This window comes from Variovorax paradoxus (genome assembly GCF_024734665.1).
In the GTDB taxonomy this organism is placed as follows: domain Bacteria; phylum Pseudomonadota; class Gammaproteobacteria; order Burkholderiales; family Burkholderiaceae_C; genus Variovorax.
On record NZ_CP102931.1, the window covers coordinates 5,877,401 to 5,897,878 of the forward strand.

Sequence of the window (20,478 nt, forward strand, 5' to 3'; positions counted from 1 at the left end):
CGCTACGCCCGCTGCCAGGCGCCGGGCGTGAAACCGAAGTGGCGCGTGAAGATGCGCGTCATGTGGCTCTGGTCCGCGAAGCCGCTTGCAGCGGCGGTGTCCGCGAGGCTCGTGCCGCGGCGGATCAAGGCGCGTGCGCGTTCGGCACGCTGCAGCAACAGCCATGCGTGGGGCGGCACGCCGTAGGCCTTCTGGAAACGACGCAGCAGCTGGAACTTGCCGAGGCCGGCCATCGCGGCGAGTTCGTCGAGCGTGGGCGCAGCGAGCAGGTCGTCGGCGATGCGCTCGCGCACCAGCCGCACGTCGCCGTCGATCTCGGGCTGCGGCACGGCGGTGGAATGGCCTCCAAGCAGCAGGCCGCAGACTTCGACCAGCGACTCTTCGCAGGCGAGGGCTTCGGCGCTTGCAGAGGTGCTCGCGGCGCGGTTACGCCAATCGTCGAGATGGGTGAACAGACGGCGCAGTGTTTGGACCAGCCGCAAGTCCTTGAGCACGGGCCGTGTGAATTCAACGCTGCCGTCCATCGCAGCGCCGCCCAGCATGCCCGCCATCACTGACACATCGAAATACACCATGCGCCAACGCCGCGACGGGCCGCCGAGCGGTCGGCCGTCGTGCACTTCGCCAGGGTTGGTGGTGATCAGGTCGCCGGCATAGGCATCGACCTTGCCGCGACCGCTGGCCGAGCTTTGCGCGCCATGGTCGAGCAGGCCGACGCCGTAGGTCGAATGCCAGTGCCGGCCGTAGTGGCGGGCACTGTCCATCGCGGTGCCATGGACGCCCTCCCAGGGCGTTCCGAAAACCTGCGAGCGATGGTCCGGCGGCGTCTGCATCCGCCGGATGATCTCAGAGAACCGCGTTCAGAGCTTGAACGGAATCACTTCCTGGCGCTGCTCGCCCAGGCCTTCGATGCCCAGCGTCATCACGTCGCCCTTCTTGAGGAACAGCGGCGGCTTCATGCCCATGCCCACGCCGGGCGGCGTGCCGGTGGTGATGACATCGCCGGGCATCAGCGTCATGAACTGGCTCACGTAGCTCACGATCTTGGCCACGCTGAAGATCATGGTCTTGGTGCTGCCGGTCTGCACGCGCTGGCCGTTCAGGTCGAGCCACATCGAGAGCTTCTGCGGATTCTCGATTTCGTCGCGCGTCACCAGCCAGGGGCCGAGCGGGCCGAAGGTGTCGCAGCCCTTGCCCTTGTCCCAGGTGCCGCCGCGCTCGATCTGGTATTCGCGCTCGCTGATGTCGTTGATGGTGCAGTAGCCGGCCACGTAGTCGAGCGCGCTCTTTTGCGACACGTAGCGTGCGCGCGTGCCGATGACCACGCCGAGCTCGACTTCCCAGTCGGTCTTGACCGAGCCCTTGGGCAGCATCACCGGATCGTTCGGGCCCTGGATGCAGCTGTTGGCCTTGGTGAACACCACGGGCTCCTTGGGCACCGGCAGGCCGGATTCGGCCGCGTGGTCCGCATAGTTCAGGCCGATGGCGATGAACTTGCCGACGTTGGCCACGGGGCTGCCGAAGCGCGGCTTGCCCTTGACCAGCGGCAGCTTGTCGATCTTCTGCTTGCGCAGCTTGGCAATGGCAGCATCGCCCAGTTGCTCGGGGCCGATGTCCTTGACGACGGCGCTCAGGTCGCGCAGCTGGCCCTTGTCGTCGATGAGGCCGGGCTTTTCCTTGCCGGGGTTGCCATAGCGGACGAGTTTCATGCTTTCCTTTCAGTGCATTGAATTGAATTGATCAGTACGTGGAGCGGCCACCGGAGAGGTCGAACACAGCGCCGGTAGAGAACGAACAATCTTCGGTGCAGAGCCAGCCGACCATCGCAGCCACCTCCTCCACCGTGCCGAAGCGGCCCATGGGAATCTTCGAGAGCATGAAGGCGATGTGCTCGGGCGTCATCTGGTCGAAGATGGCCGTCTTCACCGCCGCGGGCGTCACGCAGTTCACGCGGATGCCGGTGTCGGCCAGTTCCTTGCCGAGCGACTTGGTCAAGCCGATGACGGCCGCCTTGCTCGCGCTGTAGGCGCTGGCGTTGGGGTTGCCGTCCTTGCCGGCCACCGAGGCGATGTTGACGATGCGGCCATAGCCACCGCTACCGCCGGTGCCCTGCTTGCGCATCTGCACAACCACCTCGCGGCAGCACAGGAACACGCCGTTGACGTTGACGTCCATCACCTGGCGCCAGTCGTCCACGGGGTAGTCCCACAGCTTGGTGTTGGGGCCTGTGATGCCGGCGCTGTTGATCAGCGCGTCGATGCGCGGCGCGTGCGCCAGCGTCGCGGCCACGGCCTTGGCGACAGAGGGCTGCTGCGACACGTCGACCTTCAGTGCAAAGGCCTTCTCGCCGAGTGACTCTGCCGCCTTCGCGGCGGCGTCTTCATCGCGGTCCCACAGCGTGACGCTGCCGCCCGAGGCCACGAGCCGCTGCGCAATGCCGAAGCCGAGCCCCGTGGCGCCGCCGGTGACGACCGCGTGGCGGCCCTTGAAGTCGAGCTGGTTCATATGGTAACGCCGCCGTCGACGGTGAAGGCCTGGCCCGTGGCGAAGACCGATTCGTCGCTGGCCAGGAACACCACCACCGGCGCGATTTCCTCGGCCTGCGCGAGCCGGCCCATGGGCTGGCGCGCGATGAAGGCCTTGCGCGCGGCTTCGGGGTCGGCATTGGCGTTGATGCGGTCGCCGAGCGAGGGCGTATCGACCGTGCCCGGGCACACGGCATTGCAGCGGATGCCCCGGGCCACGTAGTCGGCCGCCACGCTCTTGGTGAGGCCCAGCACCGCGGCCTTGGTGGTGCCGTAGACAAAGCGGTTGGGCAGGCCCTTCATGCTGGAGCACACGCTCGCCATGTTGATGATGCTGCCGCGCCCCGCCGCCAGCATGCCGGGCAGCACGGCCTGGATGGTCCACATCTGGGCGCGCACGTTGAGGCTGAAGGCGAAGAGCAGCTCGTCGTCGGTGGCCTGCTCGATGGTGCCGTTGTGCACCACGCCCGCGCAGTTGAAGAGGACGTCGAGCGCGGGCAGCTTCGCCACCACCGCGCCGATGGCGGCCTTGTCGAGCACGTCGAGCTTGAGCGCGGTGACGTTGGGCACGCCCGCGTAGCGTTCGAGCAGCTTCTCGTTGACGTCGGTGGCCCAGACCTGCGCGCCCTCGGCGGCCATGGCCAGCACGCTGGCGTAGCCGATGCCCTGGCCGGCGGCGGTGACCAGCGCGGTCTTTCCCTGCAATCTCATCGGTGTCTCCTCTGGTCGTGTCTTCGGGTTAGGCCCGATGATGGCGCGGGCGGTGTATCGTATTCTGAATTGGCCTTACCACTTGTCCAATTCAGGACAACCCTTAAGCCCCTCGACCTCCTTTTTTCGCTCCCGTGCCGATCCAGCCCCTCGAACCCCAGCGCCTCTACCGCCAGATTGCCGAACAGTTGCGCGAGCTCATCGGCAAGGGCGAGTTCGCGGTGGGCGCGCGCATTCCGGCCGAGCGCGATCTGGCCAAGCAGCTGGGCGTGAGCCGACCCTCGGTGCGCGAGGCGCTGATTGCGCTGGAGGTGGAAGGCTGGGTCGAGATCCGCACCGGCTCGGGCGTGTACGTGCTCGACCGCTCGCACCGCACGGCGCCGCCCGTCAACGGAGCGGCTGGCGCCGAGTGGGGGCCGCTCGAAATCATCCGCGCGCGCCGCCTGGTCGAAGGCGAGACCGCCGCCACGGCGGCCCAGTACGGCAAGCGCAAGGACGTGGACGCCATACGCCGCGCCATCCAGATGATGCGAGAGCTGGCCGCGCGCAGCGAAGTACCGCACGAGGGCGATCGCGCCTTCCACCTGGCCATCGTCAATGCCTGCGGCAACGTGGTGCTGACCGAGACGGTGCAGGGCTTCCTGGAGTCGCGCCACGGGCCGATCTTTGCGCGGATGATCGATTACTTCGAGACCATGGACTCGTGGCAGGCCGCCATCGGCGAGCACGAAGCCATCCTCGACGCCATCGCAGCGCGCGACCCGGCCGCGGCGCGCGAGGCAATGCACGAGCACATGGACAAGTTCCACCAGAGATTCAGCGCGAGCTGGCGCCGCGCGAAGACCTCCTGACAAACAAACAAGCGCCGACAGGCACCACGATGACCCCCTACATCCGACTCCACCCCGCCGATGACGTCGTCATCGCGCGCTCGCAACTGCTCGGCGGCACCGTCGTCGAAGGCGTGGCCGTGCGCGGCCTGATTCCGCCGGGCCACAAGATCGCGATGCGCGACATCGCCCAGGGCGAGCCGGTGCGGCGCTACAACCAGATCATCGGTTTCGCGAGCAAGCCCATCGCCGCCGGCGAGCACGTGCATACGCAGAACCTGAACATGGGCCCGGACAAGGGAGACTTCGAACGCGACTACGCCTTCGGCGCCGACGTGAAGCCCGCCCCCGCGAAGCGCGAAGCCACCTTCATGGGCATCAAGCGCGCCGACGGCCGCGTGGCCACGCGCAACTACATCGGCGTGCTGACCAGCGTGAACTGCTCGGCCACGGCCGCGCGCGCCATTGCGGACCACTTCTCGCGCAAGACCAATCCGCAAGCACTCGCGGCATTTCCGAACGTGGACGGCATCGTCGCGCTCACGCACGGCACCGGCTGCGGCATGGACACGCAGGGTATGGGCATGCAGATCCTGGAGCGCACGCTCACAGGTTACGCCACGCACCCCAACTTTGCGGGCGTGCTGGTGGTCGGGCTCGGCTGCGAGGCCAACCAGATCAACGCCTGGCTCGCGACCGGCCACCTGGCCGAGGGCGAGAACTTTCGCACCTTCAACATCCAGGACACGGGCGGCACCCGCAAGACGGTCGAAAAGGGCGTGGCACTCATCAACGAGATGCTGCCGCGCGCCAACGCGGCGAAGCGCGAGCCGTGCAGCGCGGCGCACATCACCATCGGGCTGCAGTGCGGCGGCTCCGACGGCTACTCGGGCATCAGCGCCAACCCGGCGCTTGGCGCAGCGGTCGACCTGCTGGTGGCGCATGGCGGCACGGCCATCCTCAGCGAGACGCCCGAGGTGTACGGTGCCGAGCACCTGCTGACGCGCCGCGCGGTGAAGCGCGAAGTGGGCCAGAAGCTGGTGGACCGCATCAAGTGGTGGGAGCACTACACCGCCATCAATGAAGGCGAGATGAACAACAACCCCTCGCCGGGCAACAAGGCGGGCGGGCTCACGACCATTCTCGAGAAGTCACTGGGCGCGGTGGCCAAGGGCGGCACCAGCAACCTCGAGGCGGTGTACGAATACGCAGAGCCCGTCACCGCGCATGGCTTCGTCTACATGGACACGCCGGGCTACGACCCGGTGAGCGCCACGGGCCAGGTGGCCGGCGGCGCCAACCTGATCTGCTTCACGACCGGGCGCGGCTCGGCGTATGGCTGCGCGCCCTCCCCCTCGCTCAAGCTCGCGACCAACTCCGCGCTGTGGCAGCGGCAGGAAGAAGACATGGACATCAACTGCGGCGAGATCGTGGACGGCACGGCGTCGATCCAGGAGATGGGCCAGCGCATCTTCGAGCTGGTGCTGGCCACCGCTTCGGGCGCGCAGTCGAAGAGCGAGCAGCATGGCTACGGGCAGAACGAGTTCGTGCCGTGGCAGGTCGGCGCGGTGATGTGACGTGATGTGAATCCATCGGCAAGGAACGACATGGCCAACCTCCCCTTCGGCTTTCTCGAGGGCACCGGCTTCGAGCACCGAGACCCTCGCTTCAAGTCTTGCATTCCCGGCCCCGAACGCGTGCAGCGGCTGTGGACCGGCGCGCGCTGGTGCGAAGGCCCCGCCTGGTTTGCGGCGCACCGCACGCTGGTGTGGTCGGACATTCCGAACAACCGCATGCTGCGCTACGACGAGGTCAACAGCACGGTCGGCGTGTTCCGCGAGCCGTCGAACAACACGAACGGCAACACGGTCGACCGCCAGGGCCGGCTCGTGAGCTGCGAGCACCTCACGCGACGCGTGACGCGCACCGAGCATGACGGCACGATCACCGTGCTGGCCTCGCAATGGCAGGGCAAGCGGCTCAATTCGCCAAACGACGTGGTCGTGCATTCGGACGGGGCCGTGTGGTTCACCGACCCGAGCTACGGCATCCTCTCCGACTACGAAGGTCTGAAGGCAGACAGCGAGATCGGTGCCTGCCATGTCTATCGCATCGACCCGGCGAGCGGCGAGGTCGAACGCATGGCCGACGATTTCGTGAAGCCCAACGGCCTGGCGTTCTCGCCCGACGAATCGACGCTGTACATCGCCGACACGGGTGCGAGCCACGCGGCGGACGGGCCGCGGCACATCCGCCGCTTCAGTGTCGGCCCCTATGCCAGGAGACTTGACGGCGGCGAGGTATTCGCCGAGTGCACCAACGGACTGTTCGACGGCTTCCGGCTCGACACCGAAGGCCGCATCTGGACCAGCGCGCTCGACGGCGTGCACGCCTACCACCCCGACGGCACGCTGCTCGGCAAGATCCTGATCCCCGAGCGCGTGGCCAACGTCTGCTTCGGCGGGCCCAAGCTCAACCGCCTTTTCATCTGCGCGACCACGTCGCTCTATGCCATCACGCTGAACGCGAAGGGAGTCTGATCCATGTCCAGAACACTGGAGGCCAACGGCCTGCAAGCCACCGTTGCCCGCATCCTCGAGGCCGCGGGCAGTTCGCCGGCCGAAGCGCAACAGGTGGCTGCCAACCTCGTGCTGGCGAACCTGAGCGGCCATGATTCGCACGGCGTGGGCATGTTGCCGCGCTACGTCGATGCAGTGGCCGAGGGCGGGCTGAAGCCGAATGCTGCCGTGCGCGTCAACCTCGACATCGGCACGCTGATGGGCCTGGACGGCCAGCACGGCTATGGGCAGATCGTCGGCGTGCAAGCGATGGAGCTCGGCATTGCGCGGGCGAAGCAGCACGGCAGCTGCATCTTCACGCTCTCGCACGCGCACCACCTGGGGCGCATCGGGCACTTCGCGGAAATGGCGACGGCCCAGGGGCTGGTGACCATGCACTTCGTCAACGTGCTGTCGCGCCCAGTGGTCGCGCCCTGGGGCGGCGGCGACGGGCGCTTTGGCACCAACCCGTGCTGCATCGGCATTCCACTGGCTGGCGCCGAACCCTTCGTGCTCGACTACGCAACCAGCCGCGTGGCACAGGGAAAGATGCGCGTGGCGCACAACAAGGGCGAGCGCGTGCCCGACGGCTACCTCATCGACGAGAACGGCGCGCCGACCAACGACCCGGGCGTGGTGGTGGTGCCGCAGGGCAACGGGCTCTTCGGCGCGCTCATGACTTTCGGTGAGCACAAGGGCTACGGGATGGCGGTGGCGTGCGAGCTGCTCGGCGGTGCGCTCACTGGCGGTGGCACGTGGCACCGGCCGGCGGACACGGCGCGCACGGTGTTGAACGGCATGCTGACTGTGCTGATCGACCCGGCGCGTCTGGGCACGCAGAAGTCCTTCGACGAAGAGGCGCGGGAGTTCGTCGACTGGCTGCGGCAGAGCCCGCCGATGCAAGGCTTCGACGAAGTGCAGATTGCCGGCGAACCGGAGCGCAAGGCGCGCGCGGCACGGCGCAAGGACGGGATCTGGGTGGACGACGCGACGTGGGGAGAAATCGTCGCGGCGGGAGCCAAGGTAGGCGTGGCCGTCGCGTAGGGCTTTGGCGCTGATAGCTATCGGCGGGCACTTCGCGACTTCTGGCTCAGCACCAGCGCGATGCCTCCCAGAATTGCCACCGAAGCAGCCGCCAGCCGCGGCGTGATCGCCTCCGACAGGAACAGCACGCCGCCGAACGCGGCCAGCAGCGGCACCGACAGCTGCACGGTGGCCGCGCGCATGGCCGAAAGGCGGCTCAGCGCCGCATACCAGACCACGTAGCCGAGGCCCGAAGTCAACGCGCCGGAAGCCACGGCAAGCACAAGGCCGGTCGCGTCCACGCGAGCGCTGGCAGCAAACACCAGGCTCAACGCCAAGGCAAGCGGTACGGCCCGCGTGAAGTTGCGTGCCGTGGCGGCCAGCGGGTCAGCCACCCCACGGCCACGCAAGGAATACACGCCCCACGCCACACCCGCGATCGCCATCAGCACGGCGCCGAGAAGCGGCGGCGCGGCGATGCCAGGAGACACCAGGTAGACGAGTCCGCTCGCCGCCAGGACGAAGCCGAACCACGCGAGAGCCCCGAAGCGCTCGCCGCCGGAGCGCAAGCCCACGCCGAACATCGTCAGCTGGACCGCGCTGAACAGGATCAGCGCGCCCGTGCCTGCGGGCAGGCTGAGGTAGGCGAAGGAAAAGAACGCGACATAGCCGAACAGCATGACGGCGGCCAGCCAGTCGACGCGGGCGGACGTGGCCGACGGCTGCGCCCTGAACCGCACGATGAGCCCCAGCATGAGCGCTCCCGCCACGAGCCTGACGCTGCCGAAGCTCGCTGCATCAATGCCTTTGTGCTGCAGCGCGAGCCGGCACAGCAGCGAATTGGCCGCGAACGCGAGCATGGCCACCGCCGTGAGGAGGATCGTCTGCAGCGTGGGCTGCCGGGTGTCGCGCGCGTCATCGGGCATGCGCCCTCCGTCGAGGAACTGCGCAAACATTGGCTTGCCACCGAGGCCCGGCGGCAAGGGGCGAGTTGATGCTACCCCGCTCGAAGACTCAAGGCGAGCCGGTCGACGCCCCCCGGAAGGGGCGAGGACGAATCAAACGATCAAGGCGATCGTGGCTTCGAGGTGTTCGGAAGGCGCGCGGCGGAAACCCGAGCGCGCAAAGCGCTGCAGCTGGCCCACCACGAAGGCCGTGAGCGCCGCTGCGCGCACCTGGGCGTCGACGCTGGGCGTGGCCGAGCCGTCGGCCGCGGCGGCCCCACGCAGCACCTGGCGCAGCGTGGCTTCGATCTTGTCGAAGAACTGGTTCATACGCTGCTGCAGGCGTTCGTTTTCGTAGACCAGCGCGTCGCCCACCATGACGCGGGTCATGCCGGGGTTGCGCTCGGCGAACTGGACCAGCAGCGTGAGGATCTTGGCGGCCTGCTGGGCACCGGTGGCGCCCTCGCGCTCGAGGATCTGGTTGACCAGCGTGAAGACGCTCTGCTCGATGAAATCGATCAGGCCCTCGAACATCTGGGCCTTGCTGGCGAAATGGCGATAAAGCGCGGCCTCGCTCACTTCGAGCCGGGCGGCCAGCGCGGCGGTGGTGACCCGCTCGGCACCGGGCTGCTCGAGCATGGCGGCGAGCGCCTGCAGGATCTGCACGCGCCGCTCACCCGGCTTCGGGCGCTTGCGCGCCGGGGGAGTGAGCGTGTCCGCGGGGGTCTCTACGCCGGAAGCACTGGTCGTCTCTTCGTTCTGCATGGGAGCGCGTGCAAAGATGTAATCAATTGATTCTCGCACAGCGCAGTGAGCACGCGCCCACCCGTTCAGCGGGCGCGGATCATCGTCCCGTAGGCCTGGTCGGTCAGGATCTCCAGCAGCATCGCGTGCGGCACCCGGCCGTCGATGATGTGCACCGCATTCACGCCGCTCTTGGCCGCGTCGAGCGCGCCTTCGATCTTGGGCAGCATGCCGCCTGAGATGGTGCCGTCGGCGAACAGGTCATCGATTTCTCGCGCGCTCAGGTTGGTGAGCAGCTTGCCGTTCTTGTCGAGCACGCCGGGCGTGTTGGTCAGGAGCATGAGCTTCTCGGCCTTGAGCACGGTGGCCAGCTTGCCAGCCACGACGTCGGCGTTGATGTTGTAGCTTTCGTTGTCCTCGCCGAAGCCGATGGGGCTTACGACGGGGATGAAGGCGTCGTCCTGCAGCGCCTTCACCACGCTGGGGTCGATGGAGACGATGTCGCCGACCTGGCCCACGTCATGGTGCACGTTGGGATCGGCGCGGTCGGCCAGCTTGAGCTTCTGCGCGCGGATCAGGCCGCCGTCGCGCCCCGTGAGGCCCACCGCCTTGCCGCCGGCCTGGTTGATCAGGCCCACGATGTCCTGCTGCACCTCACCGGCCAGCACCCATTCGACGACCTCCATGGTCTCGGCGTCGGTAACGCGCATGCCCTGGATGAAACTGCCCTTTTTGCCCAGGCGATTGAGCGCCGCCTCGATCTGCGGACCGCCGCCGTGCACCACCACCGGGTTCATGCCAACCAGCTTGAGCAGCACCACGTCTTCGGCAAAGTCGGCCTGCAGCGCCGGATCGGTCATGGCATTGCCGCCGTACTTGATGACGATGGTCTTGCCGTGGAACTTGCGGATGTACGGCAACGCCTGGGCCAGGATCTCGGCCTTGTCGCGCGGGGGGATGTTGAGGACGGGGTCGGTCATGGGCGGTCAGGCTCCAAAGCGAAGGACAGGGGAAATTCTCGCAAAGAAAGATGTCGTCAGGGGCGCAACCAGCGGGGCACCTTGAAGCGCACGATCATCAGGTATGCACCCACATAGGTGGTGACGAACAGCAGGCAGAAGAACATCAGCACGATCGTGTTGTTCCAGAACAGCACGGCCGGCACCACCGACAGCGCGGCAAACATCCAGAGGTACGGCGAGGTGCGGTTGTTGCGCGCCAGCAATTGCCGGGCCTCGTCGTCCGCGAAAGCCACGCGCACGATGCGGCGGAAGATCAGCTGGTGGAAATGCAGCGCATCGGCCGTGCCGGGCGACTGGCCACGCGCCAGCTTGCGGTAGATGGAGAACAGCGTTTCCCACACCGGGTAGATCAGCAGCAGCATCGGGAACCAGGGCGACACCACGCGGTGCCGCTGCACCAGCGTCACGCAGGCCACGGCAATCACCATGCCCCAGACGTAGGCCCCGCCGTCGCCGGCGAAGATCTTGCCGCGCGGGTAGTTCCAGACCAGGAAGCCGAAGGTGGCACCGACCAGGCAGATCACCATGGCCGCCAGTTGCCGGTCGCCCACCTGCAGCGCCACGTGGGAAATGGCCAGGCAGACCAGCACGGCGACCGTGCCCGCGAGCCCGTTGTAGCCGTCGATGATGTTGAAGGCATGCGGCAGGCCGCCGATGGCCAGGGCTGCGAACAGCACGGTGGCATAGGGAATCATCGCCAGCCAGCCGTCGACCGTCTCGAAGCCGGTGCGCGCCACGCCCAGCCCCAGCAGCCAGCACACGAGCAGCGCCGAGCCGATGGTGAGCCCCAGCCGGTAGCGCACCTTCACGTTCTGGGTGACGTCTTCGACAATGCCGCCCAGCACCGCCGGCGCGATGCACAGCAGCGTGAGCATCGAGGTCTTGACCGGCCACGACACGTTGAACGGATCGGTGCCGGTGATGCCGGCGGCCAGCCAGGCCACCCCCATGCCAAGCAGGATGCCCGCACCGCCCAGGCGCGGCACGTGGCCTTTGTGGAAGCGCTGGGGCATATCGGCGCCATAGAGGCGGGCATGCCTGCGCGCGCGGCGCATGAACAGCTGAACCGAGAAGGCAGCGACGAAGAAACTGATGACGATCAGAGCAATCATGTGTGGGGGTTGGGGAACCCTAGAATTCCCGAGCGAAATTAGACCATGCCCACGCCCCCCTCCCCCCGCCCCCCGATCACCATTTCAATCGTGAGCCACGGCCAGCTCGCGCTGGTGCTGCCGCTGCTCGAGCAGCTGGACCGGCACAGCCGCGAAGTCATCGACAAGGTTTTGCTCACATTGAACATTCCCGAGCCCGATGTGCTCGCTGGCCGCAACTGGGGCTTCGAGGTAGAGCGGATCGAGAACGCGAGCCCCAAGGGCTTCGGTGCCAATCACAACCAGGCCTTCGAGCGCTGCGGCACGCCGTGGTTCCTGGTGCTCAACCCGGACATCCGCTTCGACAGCGACGTGCTGACGCCGCTGCTCGCGCAGGCCGCGGCCGACGCCGGGCTGCTCACGCCGCGCATCCTGGAGCCCGGCAAGGCCGAGCCGGAGCCGCACCGGGCGATGCTCACGCCACTTGAAATCGTAGGAAGAAAGAAGCCCGGCTATGTGCGGCCGACGGTGCCGGCGTGGATTCCGGGGCTGTTCATGCTGTTTCGCAGCGAGGTCTACCGGCAGCTCGGGGGCTTCGACGAGAAATTCTTCATGTACGGCGAAGACTTCGACATCTGCGCCCGCACCCGGCTCGCGGGCTGGAAGCTGCAGGTCGGCGAAGACCTGGTCGCCCGGCACGACGCGCAACGAGAAAGCCACCGGAGCAAGAAATACCTGTACTGGCACGTGACCAGCCTGCTGAAGGTGTGGCTGTCGGGGTCGTTCTGGCGGTACTGGCGGCTTCGCAGCTGACTCAGCCGCGTTCGAGCAAGTCCTGCGCGATGGCGTGCCCGCCGCGGCCGAACCGCGCATAGCGGCCACGCGCCGCCTCGATCAGGATCGGCAGCAGACGCAGGGGGCGCGCCGCCGGAAGCTCGGCCCGGAACCGCTGGTGCGCGACCTTGGCGCGCTGCGCCTCCAGTAAAGCAGCCGGCACCCGGGCGCCGAGCTGCTGCAGGCGCTGCAGCAGCGCTTCGGCCCGGCGCAGCCGCGCTACGTGCTTGTCGCCGCGCTCGGCAAAGGCCTTGGCCATCTTCTCGGACAGCGAGAGCCGCCGTGCGCCGATCTGGTTGCTGGCGTGCTGGCGGTAGTCGATGGTCGGCTCGGGCAGCACATCCACGCGGCCGATGGCTGCCGCCACAGCGGCCAGCCATTCGTCGTGCACCCACTCCGGCGCGAACGGCAGCGCCGTGTCGAGCAGGGTCTTGCGGAACATCGTGGTGGCGCCGGTCACGAGGTTGCGGCGCAGCAGCACACCGAAGGCCTCGCCGTTCGCGATGGCTGCCAGTTCGGCCGGCTGCACTTCGAGCGCGTGGAAGAGCGTGGAGCCCAGGGGCTTGAGTTCGGCATCGACAAGGCGCGCGTCGGTGTGCAGCAGCAGCAAGTCGGGCCGCGCCTCGAACTGCGCCACCATTCGCGCGAGCCGGCCCGGGTGCCAGACGTCATCCTGGTCGCACAGTGCGATGAGGTCATGGCTGCAGGCACGCACGGCCTGCTCGAAGTTGCGCGTGACGCCCAGTGGAGGCGTGTTGTTGAACACGCGCAGCGCGACCTGGTCCGCCACGCCGCACTGCGCGAGGGTGTCGCGCACAACGGCCAGGGTGTTATCGGTGGAGCCGTCGTCGGACAGCACGATCTCCCGCGGCAACGGCGTCTGCGCGCAGATGCTTCTGACCTGCTCGGGGAGATAGCGCGCGCCATTGCGAGTGCAGAGCGCGACGGAAACGTCGAGGGCCATCAGACCGGAGGCAGGCGGGGCGGCCAGGCGTAGCTGAAGTCTTCGCGGGCCAGCATGAGATTGGGGCTGTAAGCCGGGTCGTTCTGGATGATGGCGCCCCAGCGTTGGTGCATGTAGGCGGCTTCTGCCTGGAACTGTGCCTGCTTCTGAGGCGAGACATCCTTGGCGCGGGTGGCGGACTCGTAGTGGAACAGCTCCGCGTAGGGCGTCCAGACGTTGCGCAGGCCCGCTTCGCGCAGCCGGAGGCAGAAGTCGATGTCGTTGAAGGATTCCTTCAGGTGCACCTCGTCGAGGCCGCCGACTTCGAGGTAATGACTCTTCTGAATCACGAGGCAGGCCGCGGTGACCGCGGAGAGCGTCTGGATCAGTGCCGCGCGGCCCGCGTAGCCTTCTCGACCCATCGGCATGCGGCGGTGCGAATGCGCGGCGATGCCCCCCACGCCCAGGATCACGCCGGCATGCTGCAGAGTCTTGTTGGGGAACCACAGCCGCGCCCCCACGGCGCCGACACCCGGCTGCAGCGCCAGGCTCACCATCTCGCTCAGCCAGTCCGGCGTGATGACTTCGATGTCGTTGTTGACCAGCGCCACCAGTTCACCGTTGGCCGAGGCAACCGCCCCGTTGTTCAGCGCCGCGTAGTTGAAATCGCGGTCGTCGCGGAGCACGCGGACATTCGGCTTCTCCGTGGCAATGCGCTTGAACCACGCCAGCGTGTCCGGATCGTCGGAGCCGTTGTCGACGATGATGATTTCGTAGTTCGAATAGCTGGTTTTCTCCAGGATCGATTCGACGCATTGCCGAGTCAGCCGCAAGGCATTGCGCGTCGGGATGATCACGGAAACCAACGGTAAGACATCGGGCAAGGCGTAATGCACGCGGTACCCGAAATCGAGGTGTTCGGCTGTGGCGCGCACGCCGGTGCGCATGAAATGCTCGTTCAGCGCGCGCTCGCCTGCGATGGCCGCATAGGGCTTGGCGCTCATCGAACGGGCCGTGCTCTCCACGTGCACGCGCCAGTGGTACAGCACGCGCGGAATGTGCTGGATCTGGCTGGGCTGTATCCGCTCCATGCAGCGCAGCACCAGGTCCCAGTCCTGCGAGCCTTCCATGCCCACGCGGAAGCCGTTGACTGAACGCATGAGTTCGGTCGAGAGCACGCCCAGATGGCTGAACATGTTCTGCGAGCGGAAGAGATCGACGTTCCAGTCGGACTTGAAGTAGGGCCCGAAACGGTGCCCCCCCTCGTCGACCTTGTCTTCGTCCGAGTAGATCAGCTTCACGTCAGGATGGGCCGCGATGCAATCGGCCACCCAGAAAAGCGCATGGCCCGGCAGCAGATCGTCGTGGTCCATGAGCGCAACCCAGGAGCCCGAGACCAGTTCCAGCGCACTGTTGGAAGCGGCCGAGATGTGACCATTTTTCGGGCGAAATACCACCTTGATGCGCGGGTCGCTCTCGCTGTACGACTTGAGGATCTCGCGCACCTCGGCCGAAGGCGATGCGTCGTCGGCGATGCAAAGCTCCCAGTTCGGATAGATCTGGCTGCGCACCGACTCGATAGCCTCGCGCAGCCACGCGGGGTTGGGGTTGTAGGTGGGCATCACGACCGAGATCAGCGGCCGGTCTTTCATGGCGGCCAGGCGCTGGGCGATCTTGTCGCGCAATTCGGGAGTAAGGGTGTCATAACGCTGCACCCACTTCGTATAGTCGTTGTAGCCGCCGAATCGCCTGCCCAGTTCCCAGCGAATGCCCGCCCAGCCCGACCTCTTGAACATTCGCCATGCCCGCTGCACGCGCCCCATCATTCCGGGGCCTTGCCAGAGTCCGGCCAGGCCGAGGATGAATCGATAGACAGATTTCATAGATTGCGCACCCGCGAGGCGGATGAGGCGGAGCTTGTGGGAGAAATGCCGGAAAAAGCGGCGCCGAAACAATGCGTCACCGGCCGCGCGGGAGGGGATTATCTTCGCAACCAGCCGCAACAAAGGACAGCGGCGCCCGTTTCACCTCCACGCCGGCCCTCGAAAGGCTGCCCGTAAAATTGACCGGTTAAAAAAGCTAAAGGAAAACAATGAGGCTACTCTCTGTGGTGCTCTCGGGAGGCGCCGGTTCCAGGCTCTGGCCTGCTTCGCGCCAGGCTTTCCCCAAGCCATTCATGAAGATCGGCAACTCCACGCTGCTCCAGCAGGCCGTCGAGCGCGGACAGGCTTGCGGGACCGGTGACCTGATGGTTGTGACCAACAAAGACCACCTGTTCCTCACGAAGGACGTGCTCGGGCAGATGAGCGACCCGCCAACCACTACCTTTCTCCTCGAGCCCAAAGGGCGCAACACCGGTCCGGCCATCGCGCTGGCAGCGCTTCAATGTGCGCGCCAGTTCAGCGGCGACACCGTCATGCTTGTTCTCTCGGCCGATCACTTGGTGCCTGACGTACATGCTTTCGTCGCCAGTGCGACCGAGGCCTTCCGCTTGGCGCAAGAGGGCAATCTCGTGGTTTTCGGCGTGAGCCCGACGAGCCCCGACACGGGCTTCGGCTACATCGAGGTCGAGCATGTCTCGCGCGAGAGCCAGGCAGTCAAGCGCTTCGTCGAGAAACCCGACCTCGAGACGGCGCAAAAGTACCTGGCCACCGGCCGCTACTACTGGAACAGCGGCATGTTCGCGTTCACTGCCGACACCATCATCGCGGCACTCGAAAAGCACGCCCCCGATGTGATCAGGGCGGCAAGGCATGCGCTCGAAACCGCCAAGACCTCCGGTGCCTCCGTCAACTTCGATCTGCATGCGTTCGGCCTCCAACCAGACATCAGCATCGACTATGCGGTGCTGGAGCGCGCCTCGAATGTCCATGTGGTGCCCGCCAAGTTCAGCTGGAGCGACGTGGGCTCGTGGCCCGCGGTGTCCAACGCGCTGACGCCAGACGCCAGCGGCAACACGCTTCCTGACGACGTCGTGGCCCTCGACACGACCGGCACCCACGTGCAGGTCGAAAGCTATGGCCCGAAGGTCGTTGCCACCGTTGGCGTTCACGACCTCGTGATCGTCGACACGCCCGACGCGCTGCTGGTCCTGCACAAGGACAGCGCACAAAAGGTGAAGAAGGTCGTCGACGTGCTCAAGGCCCGCAAGCACGACACGGTGCACCTGCCGCCGGTGGTCCACCGTCCCTGGGGCACATACGCCTCGCTCAAGGAAGAAGAAGGCTACAAGGTCAAGCGCATCACCGTGAGACCCGGCGAAGCGCTGTCCTTGCAATACCATCACCAGCGCGCAGAGCATTGGGTAGTCGTGCAGGGCCGCGGCATCGTGCAGATCGGAGAGACCGAGCATGAGACGCTTCCAGGCCAGTATCGCTACATTCCCCTGAAGGAAAAACACCGTCTGACCAATATTGGCGACGAGGAGCTCGTGCTCATCGAAGTCCAGTGCGGCGGCTACCTGGGCGAAGACGACATCGTCCGCCTCGCAGACACTTACGGCCGTACATGAGTCAAGTCCACTCCAATCTTCACCGAAGCGCCTTGTCCGACTGGTGGCAAGGCACCCGCCGCACCGATATCTGGTGGACCCTTGCCTGGTTCGACATCGTCCTGCGCTATCGCCGCTCCATGCTCGGCCCGATGTGGCTCACCCTGAGCATGGGCGTGATGATCGGTGGCATGGGGCCGCTGTACAGCTCGCTGTTCGGCACCGAGCTCTCGCGCTTCTTCCCGCACCTGGCACTGGGCATCATCTTCTGGGGCTTTTTCTCCAGCATCGTGACCGATGCCTGCAACGCCTTCGTCGGGTCGTCGAACTACCTCAAGCAGGGTTACTTCCCGATCAGCCTGTTCGTCTGGCGAAGCCTGGCGCGCAATCTGATCCAGTTTGCACACCAGATCGTGCTCTACATTCCAGTGGCGATCTGGGCCGGCATTTCGCTGTCCTGGTCGGTGCTGCTCGTGCTGCCGGCCTTCGCCATCCTGATCGTCAACGCGCATGCACTGGGCCTGTTGCTGGGGCTGATCTGCACCCGCTACCGCGACGTCACGCAGATCGTCACCAGTGTGATGCAGATGCTGATGTTCCTCACGCCAGTGTTTTGGCTACCCGAAAGTCTTCCTGGACGTGCCAAATACGTACTCTGGAACCCGTTTGCACAAATGCTGGACTTGCTTCGAACCCCATTGATGGGGGGAGTGGCGCACATCCACAGTTGGCTGGGCATCCTGTTCTGGACGGTCCTGTGCCTTGCCGCAGCCACACTCCTGTTCTCGAAGTACCGCCGTCGCGTCGTCTACTGGCTCTGATCCATGGCATTCATTTCACTCAAAAACGTCGCCGTCAACTTCCCGATCTATGGCGCTGGCGCCAACTCCCTAAAGAAAACGCTTGCAGCCTCCGTGACCGGTGGGCGCTTCGGCAAGGAAACCGGCGTGACAGTGGTGCAGGCGCTCAGCGGCATCAACCTCGAGCTCAAGAGCGGTGATCGGCTCGGTCTGGTGGGCCACAACGGCGCCGGCAAGTCGACATTGCTGCGTACGCTGGCCGGCGTCTATGAGCCGTCCTCGGGAGAGTTCGCGCGCCAAGGCTCGGTCGCCAGTCTGATCGACCCATCGCTGGGCATCGAGATGGACGCGACGGGCGTGGAGAACATCATGCTGCGCGGCCTTGTGATGGGCATGAGCAAAAGCCAGATCGACCGGCTCACACCTGACATCTGCGAGTTCAGCGGCCTGGGCGAGTATGTGAACATGCCCGTGCGCACCTACTCAACCGGCATGATGATGCGCTTGGCGTTCTCGATCTCGACCAGCGTCGAAGCCGATATCCTGCTGATGGACGAATGGCTGTCCGTCGGCGATGCCGCCTTTACAGAAAAGGCAGAAAAAAGGATGAAGGACGTGGTGGCCAAATCCGGCATTCTGGTGCTCGCCTCGCACTCGCCGGATCTGATCGCCAAGGAGTGCAACCGGGTGATCCACCTCGAGCATGGGCGGATAGTCGAACGATAGTCGTCACCCACGCGACGCACGCCGTCGAAGCGCCCCAATTTCATCAAGGCGCCCGGCAATACGACGTCCTGCCGCGTCGAGCGACAGATTGACTTCAGCGCTTTGCTTGCCGCGAGCCCCAATCTCGCGCGCCCATTGCTGATCATCGTACAAGCGGCGCATCAACCGGGCCGCATGTTCGACCGAAGGTTCGGCCCACTCCAGATCGGCGTCGTACGGTGGAATAGGCCGGCCGACCTTCACCCGCTCGTAGGGCACCAGAAGACTGTTCTCGTCGTTCATGAAGTCCATGTTTCCCGAGAAGGCCGTTGCAATTACGGGCTTTCCCATCAGCATCGCTTCAGCCATGGTCAACCCAAGTCCTTCGCTGCGATGGAGCGAAACATACGCATCACATGCATTCATGAGCGAAAGCACCTCGTCGGAACTCAAGACTTGGTCAATGATCTTGATCGTCGGGAAATCGGCGGCAGCATCGCACAACTCCTGAAACTGGACGGGATACCGATCCCCGAACGATGTCTTCAACACCAGCGTCACTGCCTCGTCGCCGCGAAACGCCATCTTGAATGCGCGAATGAGTCCGAGCGGGTTCTTGCGCTCCATCACACTCACCATGTGAAAAGTGAAGAGGAAGGTGAAGCGCCTCTCATCCAGGTTGAAGTACGCGCGATCACGAACCTGGAAGGGAGCCAGGGTCACGCCAGGAAAAAGTGTTCGCACGGGCACGGACAACTGCTCGCGCAGACCGCTTGCGATGAACTCCGTCGCAGTCCAGACCTCGTCGACCTGATCAGCGTGAGCACACCATGACTGCGGTATCGAATCGAATTCCCAGTACCAATAGGCGATGCGATAGGTGCGTGGCGTACGTTCAGCCAGGTCCGCCCTGGCGTAGGCTCGTGCAAAGAACGGCTCGGGCTGCACGTGGATGATCGTAATGTCGGCCGACTCAAGTCCAGTGAAGCGCACGTGGCGCGGATCATCGCGCGCATCCGTCCGGACATCGCGCAACGATGTCTGAATGCCCACCCGCGCCATAGCCTCGGTCATGGCCTCTACGGAAACACGCAACCCTGAGGGATAGCAGAAATGGCCAATGACATTGACTCCACCATGAACCAAGCCGGGGATCAGTGTGTCGATATCGAGCCCGGCACACCACGTGTGCGCCTCCGGCGCAATGGATCCCTCCGCGCCGGACGCGAGCCATTCGAGCAACGCCCGAGCGGCAGCGACGCTCGAAAATGCATCGGGATGTGCACGCTGCCATGCAGCTTGCGCCAAATACCCCATACGCACTTGCAGTGCTGGCTCCGGAAACCCAGAAATCTCGGTCGAGCCCGACGGAAACCGGTCAGCGCCATAGGTATTCGCAACCCAGGCCGAAAATCGGGTCCAGCCAAAAACTGTCAGTGCGTCAGGGAAGCGCTGCTGCCATCCCGGTGTAAACAGAAAGGCCCGCACCAACTCGGCTTGCGGGTTCTCCTGCGCCTGCAGGAACAGCCACCAGACTTCTTCGAGCGCCAAGTCACCAGTTTCCAACCCGTGCTGCATGAACCACCGAAAAAGACCACGTCGGCCCGACGGCATCAGCCCGTGTGGCATGACCGCGCGAACATCGTCATTCGACAGAAAAAACTGCCTCGCCCGCTCGGCAAAGTCGTCCGAAAGAAGTGCAACCAGATGCTGCATGCTCTCGGGGGTCAACTCCAGAGCCTGTTGTCCGTTGCGACTGTGCAGCCATTCGGCAAAGCCATTTCCGCCTGGGGCGGAGAACACGTAGGGAAAACGATCACGAAGATCCCCTCGCTGACGTAGCGTATCCATCAAGAAGCGCGCTGCACTCTTTCGATCTACGACTGACCGGGCGTTCGTCTGCGGCCAGAAAACCTGGTCTCGAGGCAAACCCGCGGCTTCGAGGACGTCGTCGGCACTATAAAGATCGAGGGCGGCAACGAAAGTCCCCCCTCCTTCCTGCTGCAGAGCCTTTTGGCGTGAGTGCTCCTCATCAAACAACAGCTTCAGAGACTGCGCTCTTGCCTCACGGATAGCGCGTTCCCGAAGAAACTGCAGTCGTTCCGGCATGCGCCAAGGCGTCATCAGCCAGTAAGCGGCCTTGGGAACCTTGCGCGCGGCTCGGCGCAGCACATCAAGCCTTCGCATAGCGGCACAGCAATTTCGCTAACAAACGTAACTTCATCATGGCGGGTCTTATTCGAGTGCGGTCATCATGC

At 65.3% G+C, this 20,478-nt stretch carries 19 protein-coding genes; 8 read left to right on the forward strand and 11 right to left on the reverse strand.

Annotated features, from left to right (window positions below):
* Positions 1-2: 2 nt before the first annotated feature.
* The 4 genes from NWF24_RS27725 to NWF24_RS27740 are packed head-to-tail and all read right to left on the reverse strand — an operon-like array spanning position 3 to position 3,236.
* On the reverse strand, positions 3-833 hold the full coding sequence (locus tag NWF24_RS27725) for an AraC family transcriptional regulator (RefSeq protein WP_258351333.1): 831 nt from the start codon (positions 831-833) through the stop codon (positions 3-5).
* Between the two features lie 27 nt (positions 834-860).
* Complete coding sequence (locus tag NWF24_RS27730) at positions 861-1,709, reverse strand: fumarylacetoacetate hydrolase family protein (protein WP_093057288.1); 849 nt, start codon at positions 1,707-1,709, stop codon at positions 861-863.
* Between the two features lie 31 nt (positions 1,710-1,740).
* Positions 1,741-2,505 (reverse strand): SDR family NAD(P)-dependent oxidoreductase, encoded by a 765-nt coding sequence (locus tag NWF24_RS27735; RefSeq protein ID WP_258351334.1) that lies wholly within the window; start codon positions 2,503-2,505, stop codon positions 1,741-1,743.
* Positions 2,502-3,236, reverse strand: coding sequence for an SDR family oxidoreductase (locus NWF24_RS27740; RefSeq protein ID WP_258351335.1), 735 nt, complete (start codon positions 3,234-3,236; stop codon positions 2,502-2,504). Before NWF24_RS27740 ends, NWF24_RS27735 begins: the two co-directional genes overlap by 4 nt.
* Positions 3,237-3,370: 134 nt before the next feature.
* Here NWF24_RS27740 and NWF24_RS27745 point away from each other — a divergent pair, with 134 nt between their 5' ends.
* The 4 genes from NWF24_RS27745 to NWF24_RS27760 are packed head-to-tail and all read left to right on the forward strand — an operon-like array spanning position 3,371 to position 7,668.
* Positions 3,371-4,087: a FadR/GntR family transcriptional regulator gene (locus NWF24_RS27745; protein ID WP_258351336.1), complete on the forward strand. Its 717-nt coding sequence runs from the start codon at positions 3,371-3,373 to the stop codon at positions 4,085-4,087.
* A 29-nt stretch (positions 4,088-4,116) separates the two neighbouring features.
* Entirely contained in the window at positions 4,117-5,643 is a 1,527-nt protein-coding gene (locus NWF24_RS27750) for a UxaA family hydrolase (RefSeq protein ID WP_258351337.1), read from the forward strand.
* A gap of 30 nt (positions 5,644-5,673) precedes the next feature.
* Complete coding sequence (locus NWF24_RS27755; RefSeq protein WP_258351338.1) at positions 5,674-6,606, forward strand: SMP-30/gluconolactonase/LRE family protein; 933 nt, start codon at positions 5,674-5,676, stop codon at positions 6,604-6,606.
* 3 nt (positions 6,607-6,609) lie between these two features.
* Complete coding sequence (locus tag NWF24_RS27760) at positions 6,610-7,668, forward strand: malate/lactate/ureidoglycolate dehydrogenase (RefSeq protein WP_258351339.1); 1,059 nt, start codon at positions 6,610-6,612, stop codon at positions 7,666-7,668.
* A gap of 17 nt (positions 7,669-7,685) precedes the next feature.
* Here the strand turns inward: NWF24_RS27760 and NWF24_RS27765 are convergent, their stop codons facing one another.
* From NWF24_RS27765 to NWF24_RS27780, 4 genes are all read right to left on the reverse strand, one after another.
* The gene (locus tag NWF24_RS27765; RefSeq protein WP_258351340.1) at positions 7,686-8,573 is read right to left on the reverse strand and encodes a DMT family transporter; all 888 of its coding nucleotides are present in this window, start codon (positions 8,571-8,573) and stop codon (positions 7,686-7,688) included.
* A gap of 132 nt (positions 8,574-8,705) precedes the next feature.
* Entirely contained in the window at positions 8,706-9,356 is a 651-nt protein-coding gene (gene slmA, locus NWF24_RS27770; protein WP_093057280.1) for a nucleoid occlusion factor SlmA, read from the reverse strand.
* 65 nt (positions 9,357-9,421) lie between these two features.
* Positions 9,422-10,315: an acetylglutamate kinase gene (argB, locus tag NWF24_RS27775; RefSeq protein WP_258351341.1), complete on the reverse strand. Its 894-nt coding sequence runs from the start codon at positions 10,313-10,315 to the stop codon at positions 9,422-9,424.
* A gap of 56 nt (positions 10,316-10,371) precedes the next feature.
* On the reverse strand, positions 10,372-11,469 hold the full coding sequence (locus NWF24_RS27780) for a glycosyltransferase family 4 protein (RefSeq protein ID WP_258351342.1): 1,098 nt from the start codon (positions 11,467-11,469) through the stop codon (positions 10,372-10,374).
* 45 nt (positions 11,470-11,514) lie between these two features.
* Here NWF24_RS27780 and NWF24_RS27785 point away from each other — a divergent pair, with 45 nt between their 5' ends.
* Entirely contained in the window at positions 11,515-12,261 is a 747-nt protein-coding gene (locus NWF24_RS27785) for a glycosyltransferase (RefSeq protein WP_258351343.1), read from the forward strand.
* Position 12,262: 1 nt separating this feature from the next.
* Here the strand turns inward: NWF24_RS27785 and NWF24_RS27790 are convergent, their stop codons facing one another.
* Both NWF24_RS27790 and NWF24_RS27795 read right to left on the reverse strand, forming a co-directional pair.
* The gene (locus NWF24_RS27790; RefSeq protein WP_258351344.1) at positions 12,263-13,246 is read right to left on the reverse strand and encodes a glycosyltransferase family 2 protein; all 984 of its coding nucleotides are present in this window, start codon (positions 13,244-13,246) and stop codon (positions 12,263-12,265) included.
* Positions 13,246-15,108: a glycosyltransferase family 2 protein gene (locus tag NWF24_RS27795; RefSeq protein ID WP_258351345.1), complete on the reverse strand. Its 1,863-nt coding sequence runs from the start codon at positions 15,106-15,108 to the stop codon at positions 13,246-13,248. Before NWF24_RS27795 ends, NWF24_RS27790 begins: the two co-directional genes overlap by 1 nt.
* A gap of 209 nt (positions 15,109-15,317) precedes the next feature.
* Between NWF24_RS27795 and NWF24_RS27800 the strand changes: the two genes are divergently transcribed.
* From NWF24_RS27800 to NWF24_RS27810, 3 genes are read left to right on the forward strand one after another with little or no spacing between them, the layout of a single operon-like run.
* A complete protein-coding gene (locus NWF24_RS27800; RefSeq protein ID WP_258351346.1) occupies positions 15,318-16,736 on the forward strand; it encodes a mannose-1-phosphate guanylyltransferase/mannose-6-phosphate isomerase in 1,419 nt (472 codons plus the stop codon).
* Between the two features lie 32 nt (positions 16,737-16,768).
* Positions 16,769-17,536: an ABC transporter permease gene (locus NWF24_RS27805; protein WP_258351347.1), complete on the forward strand. Its 768-nt coding sequence runs from the start codon at positions 16,769-16,771 to the stop codon at positions 17,534-17,536.
* Between the two features lie 3 nt (positions 17,537-17,539).
* Positions 17,540-18,241 carry an ABC transporter ATP-binding protein gene (locus tag NWF24_RS27810; RefSeq protein ID WP_258351348.1) on the forward strand — a complete coding sequence of 234 codons (702 nt, stop codon included), beginning with the start codon at positions 17,540-17,542 and terminating at the stop codon, positions 18,239-18,241.
* Positions 18,242-18,244: 3 nt separating this feature from the next.
* Here NWF24_RS27810 and NWF24_RS27815 read toward each other — a convergent pair whose 3' ends face one another.
* Positions 18,245-20,407 carry a glycosyltransferase family 4 protein gene (locus NWF24_RS27815; RefSeq protein WP_258351349.1) on the reverse strand — a complete coding sequence of 721 codons (2,163 nt, stop codon included), beginning with the start codon at positions 20,405-20,407 and terminating at the stop codon, positions 18,245-18,247.
* Positions 20,408-20,478 lie beyond the last annotated feature (71 nt).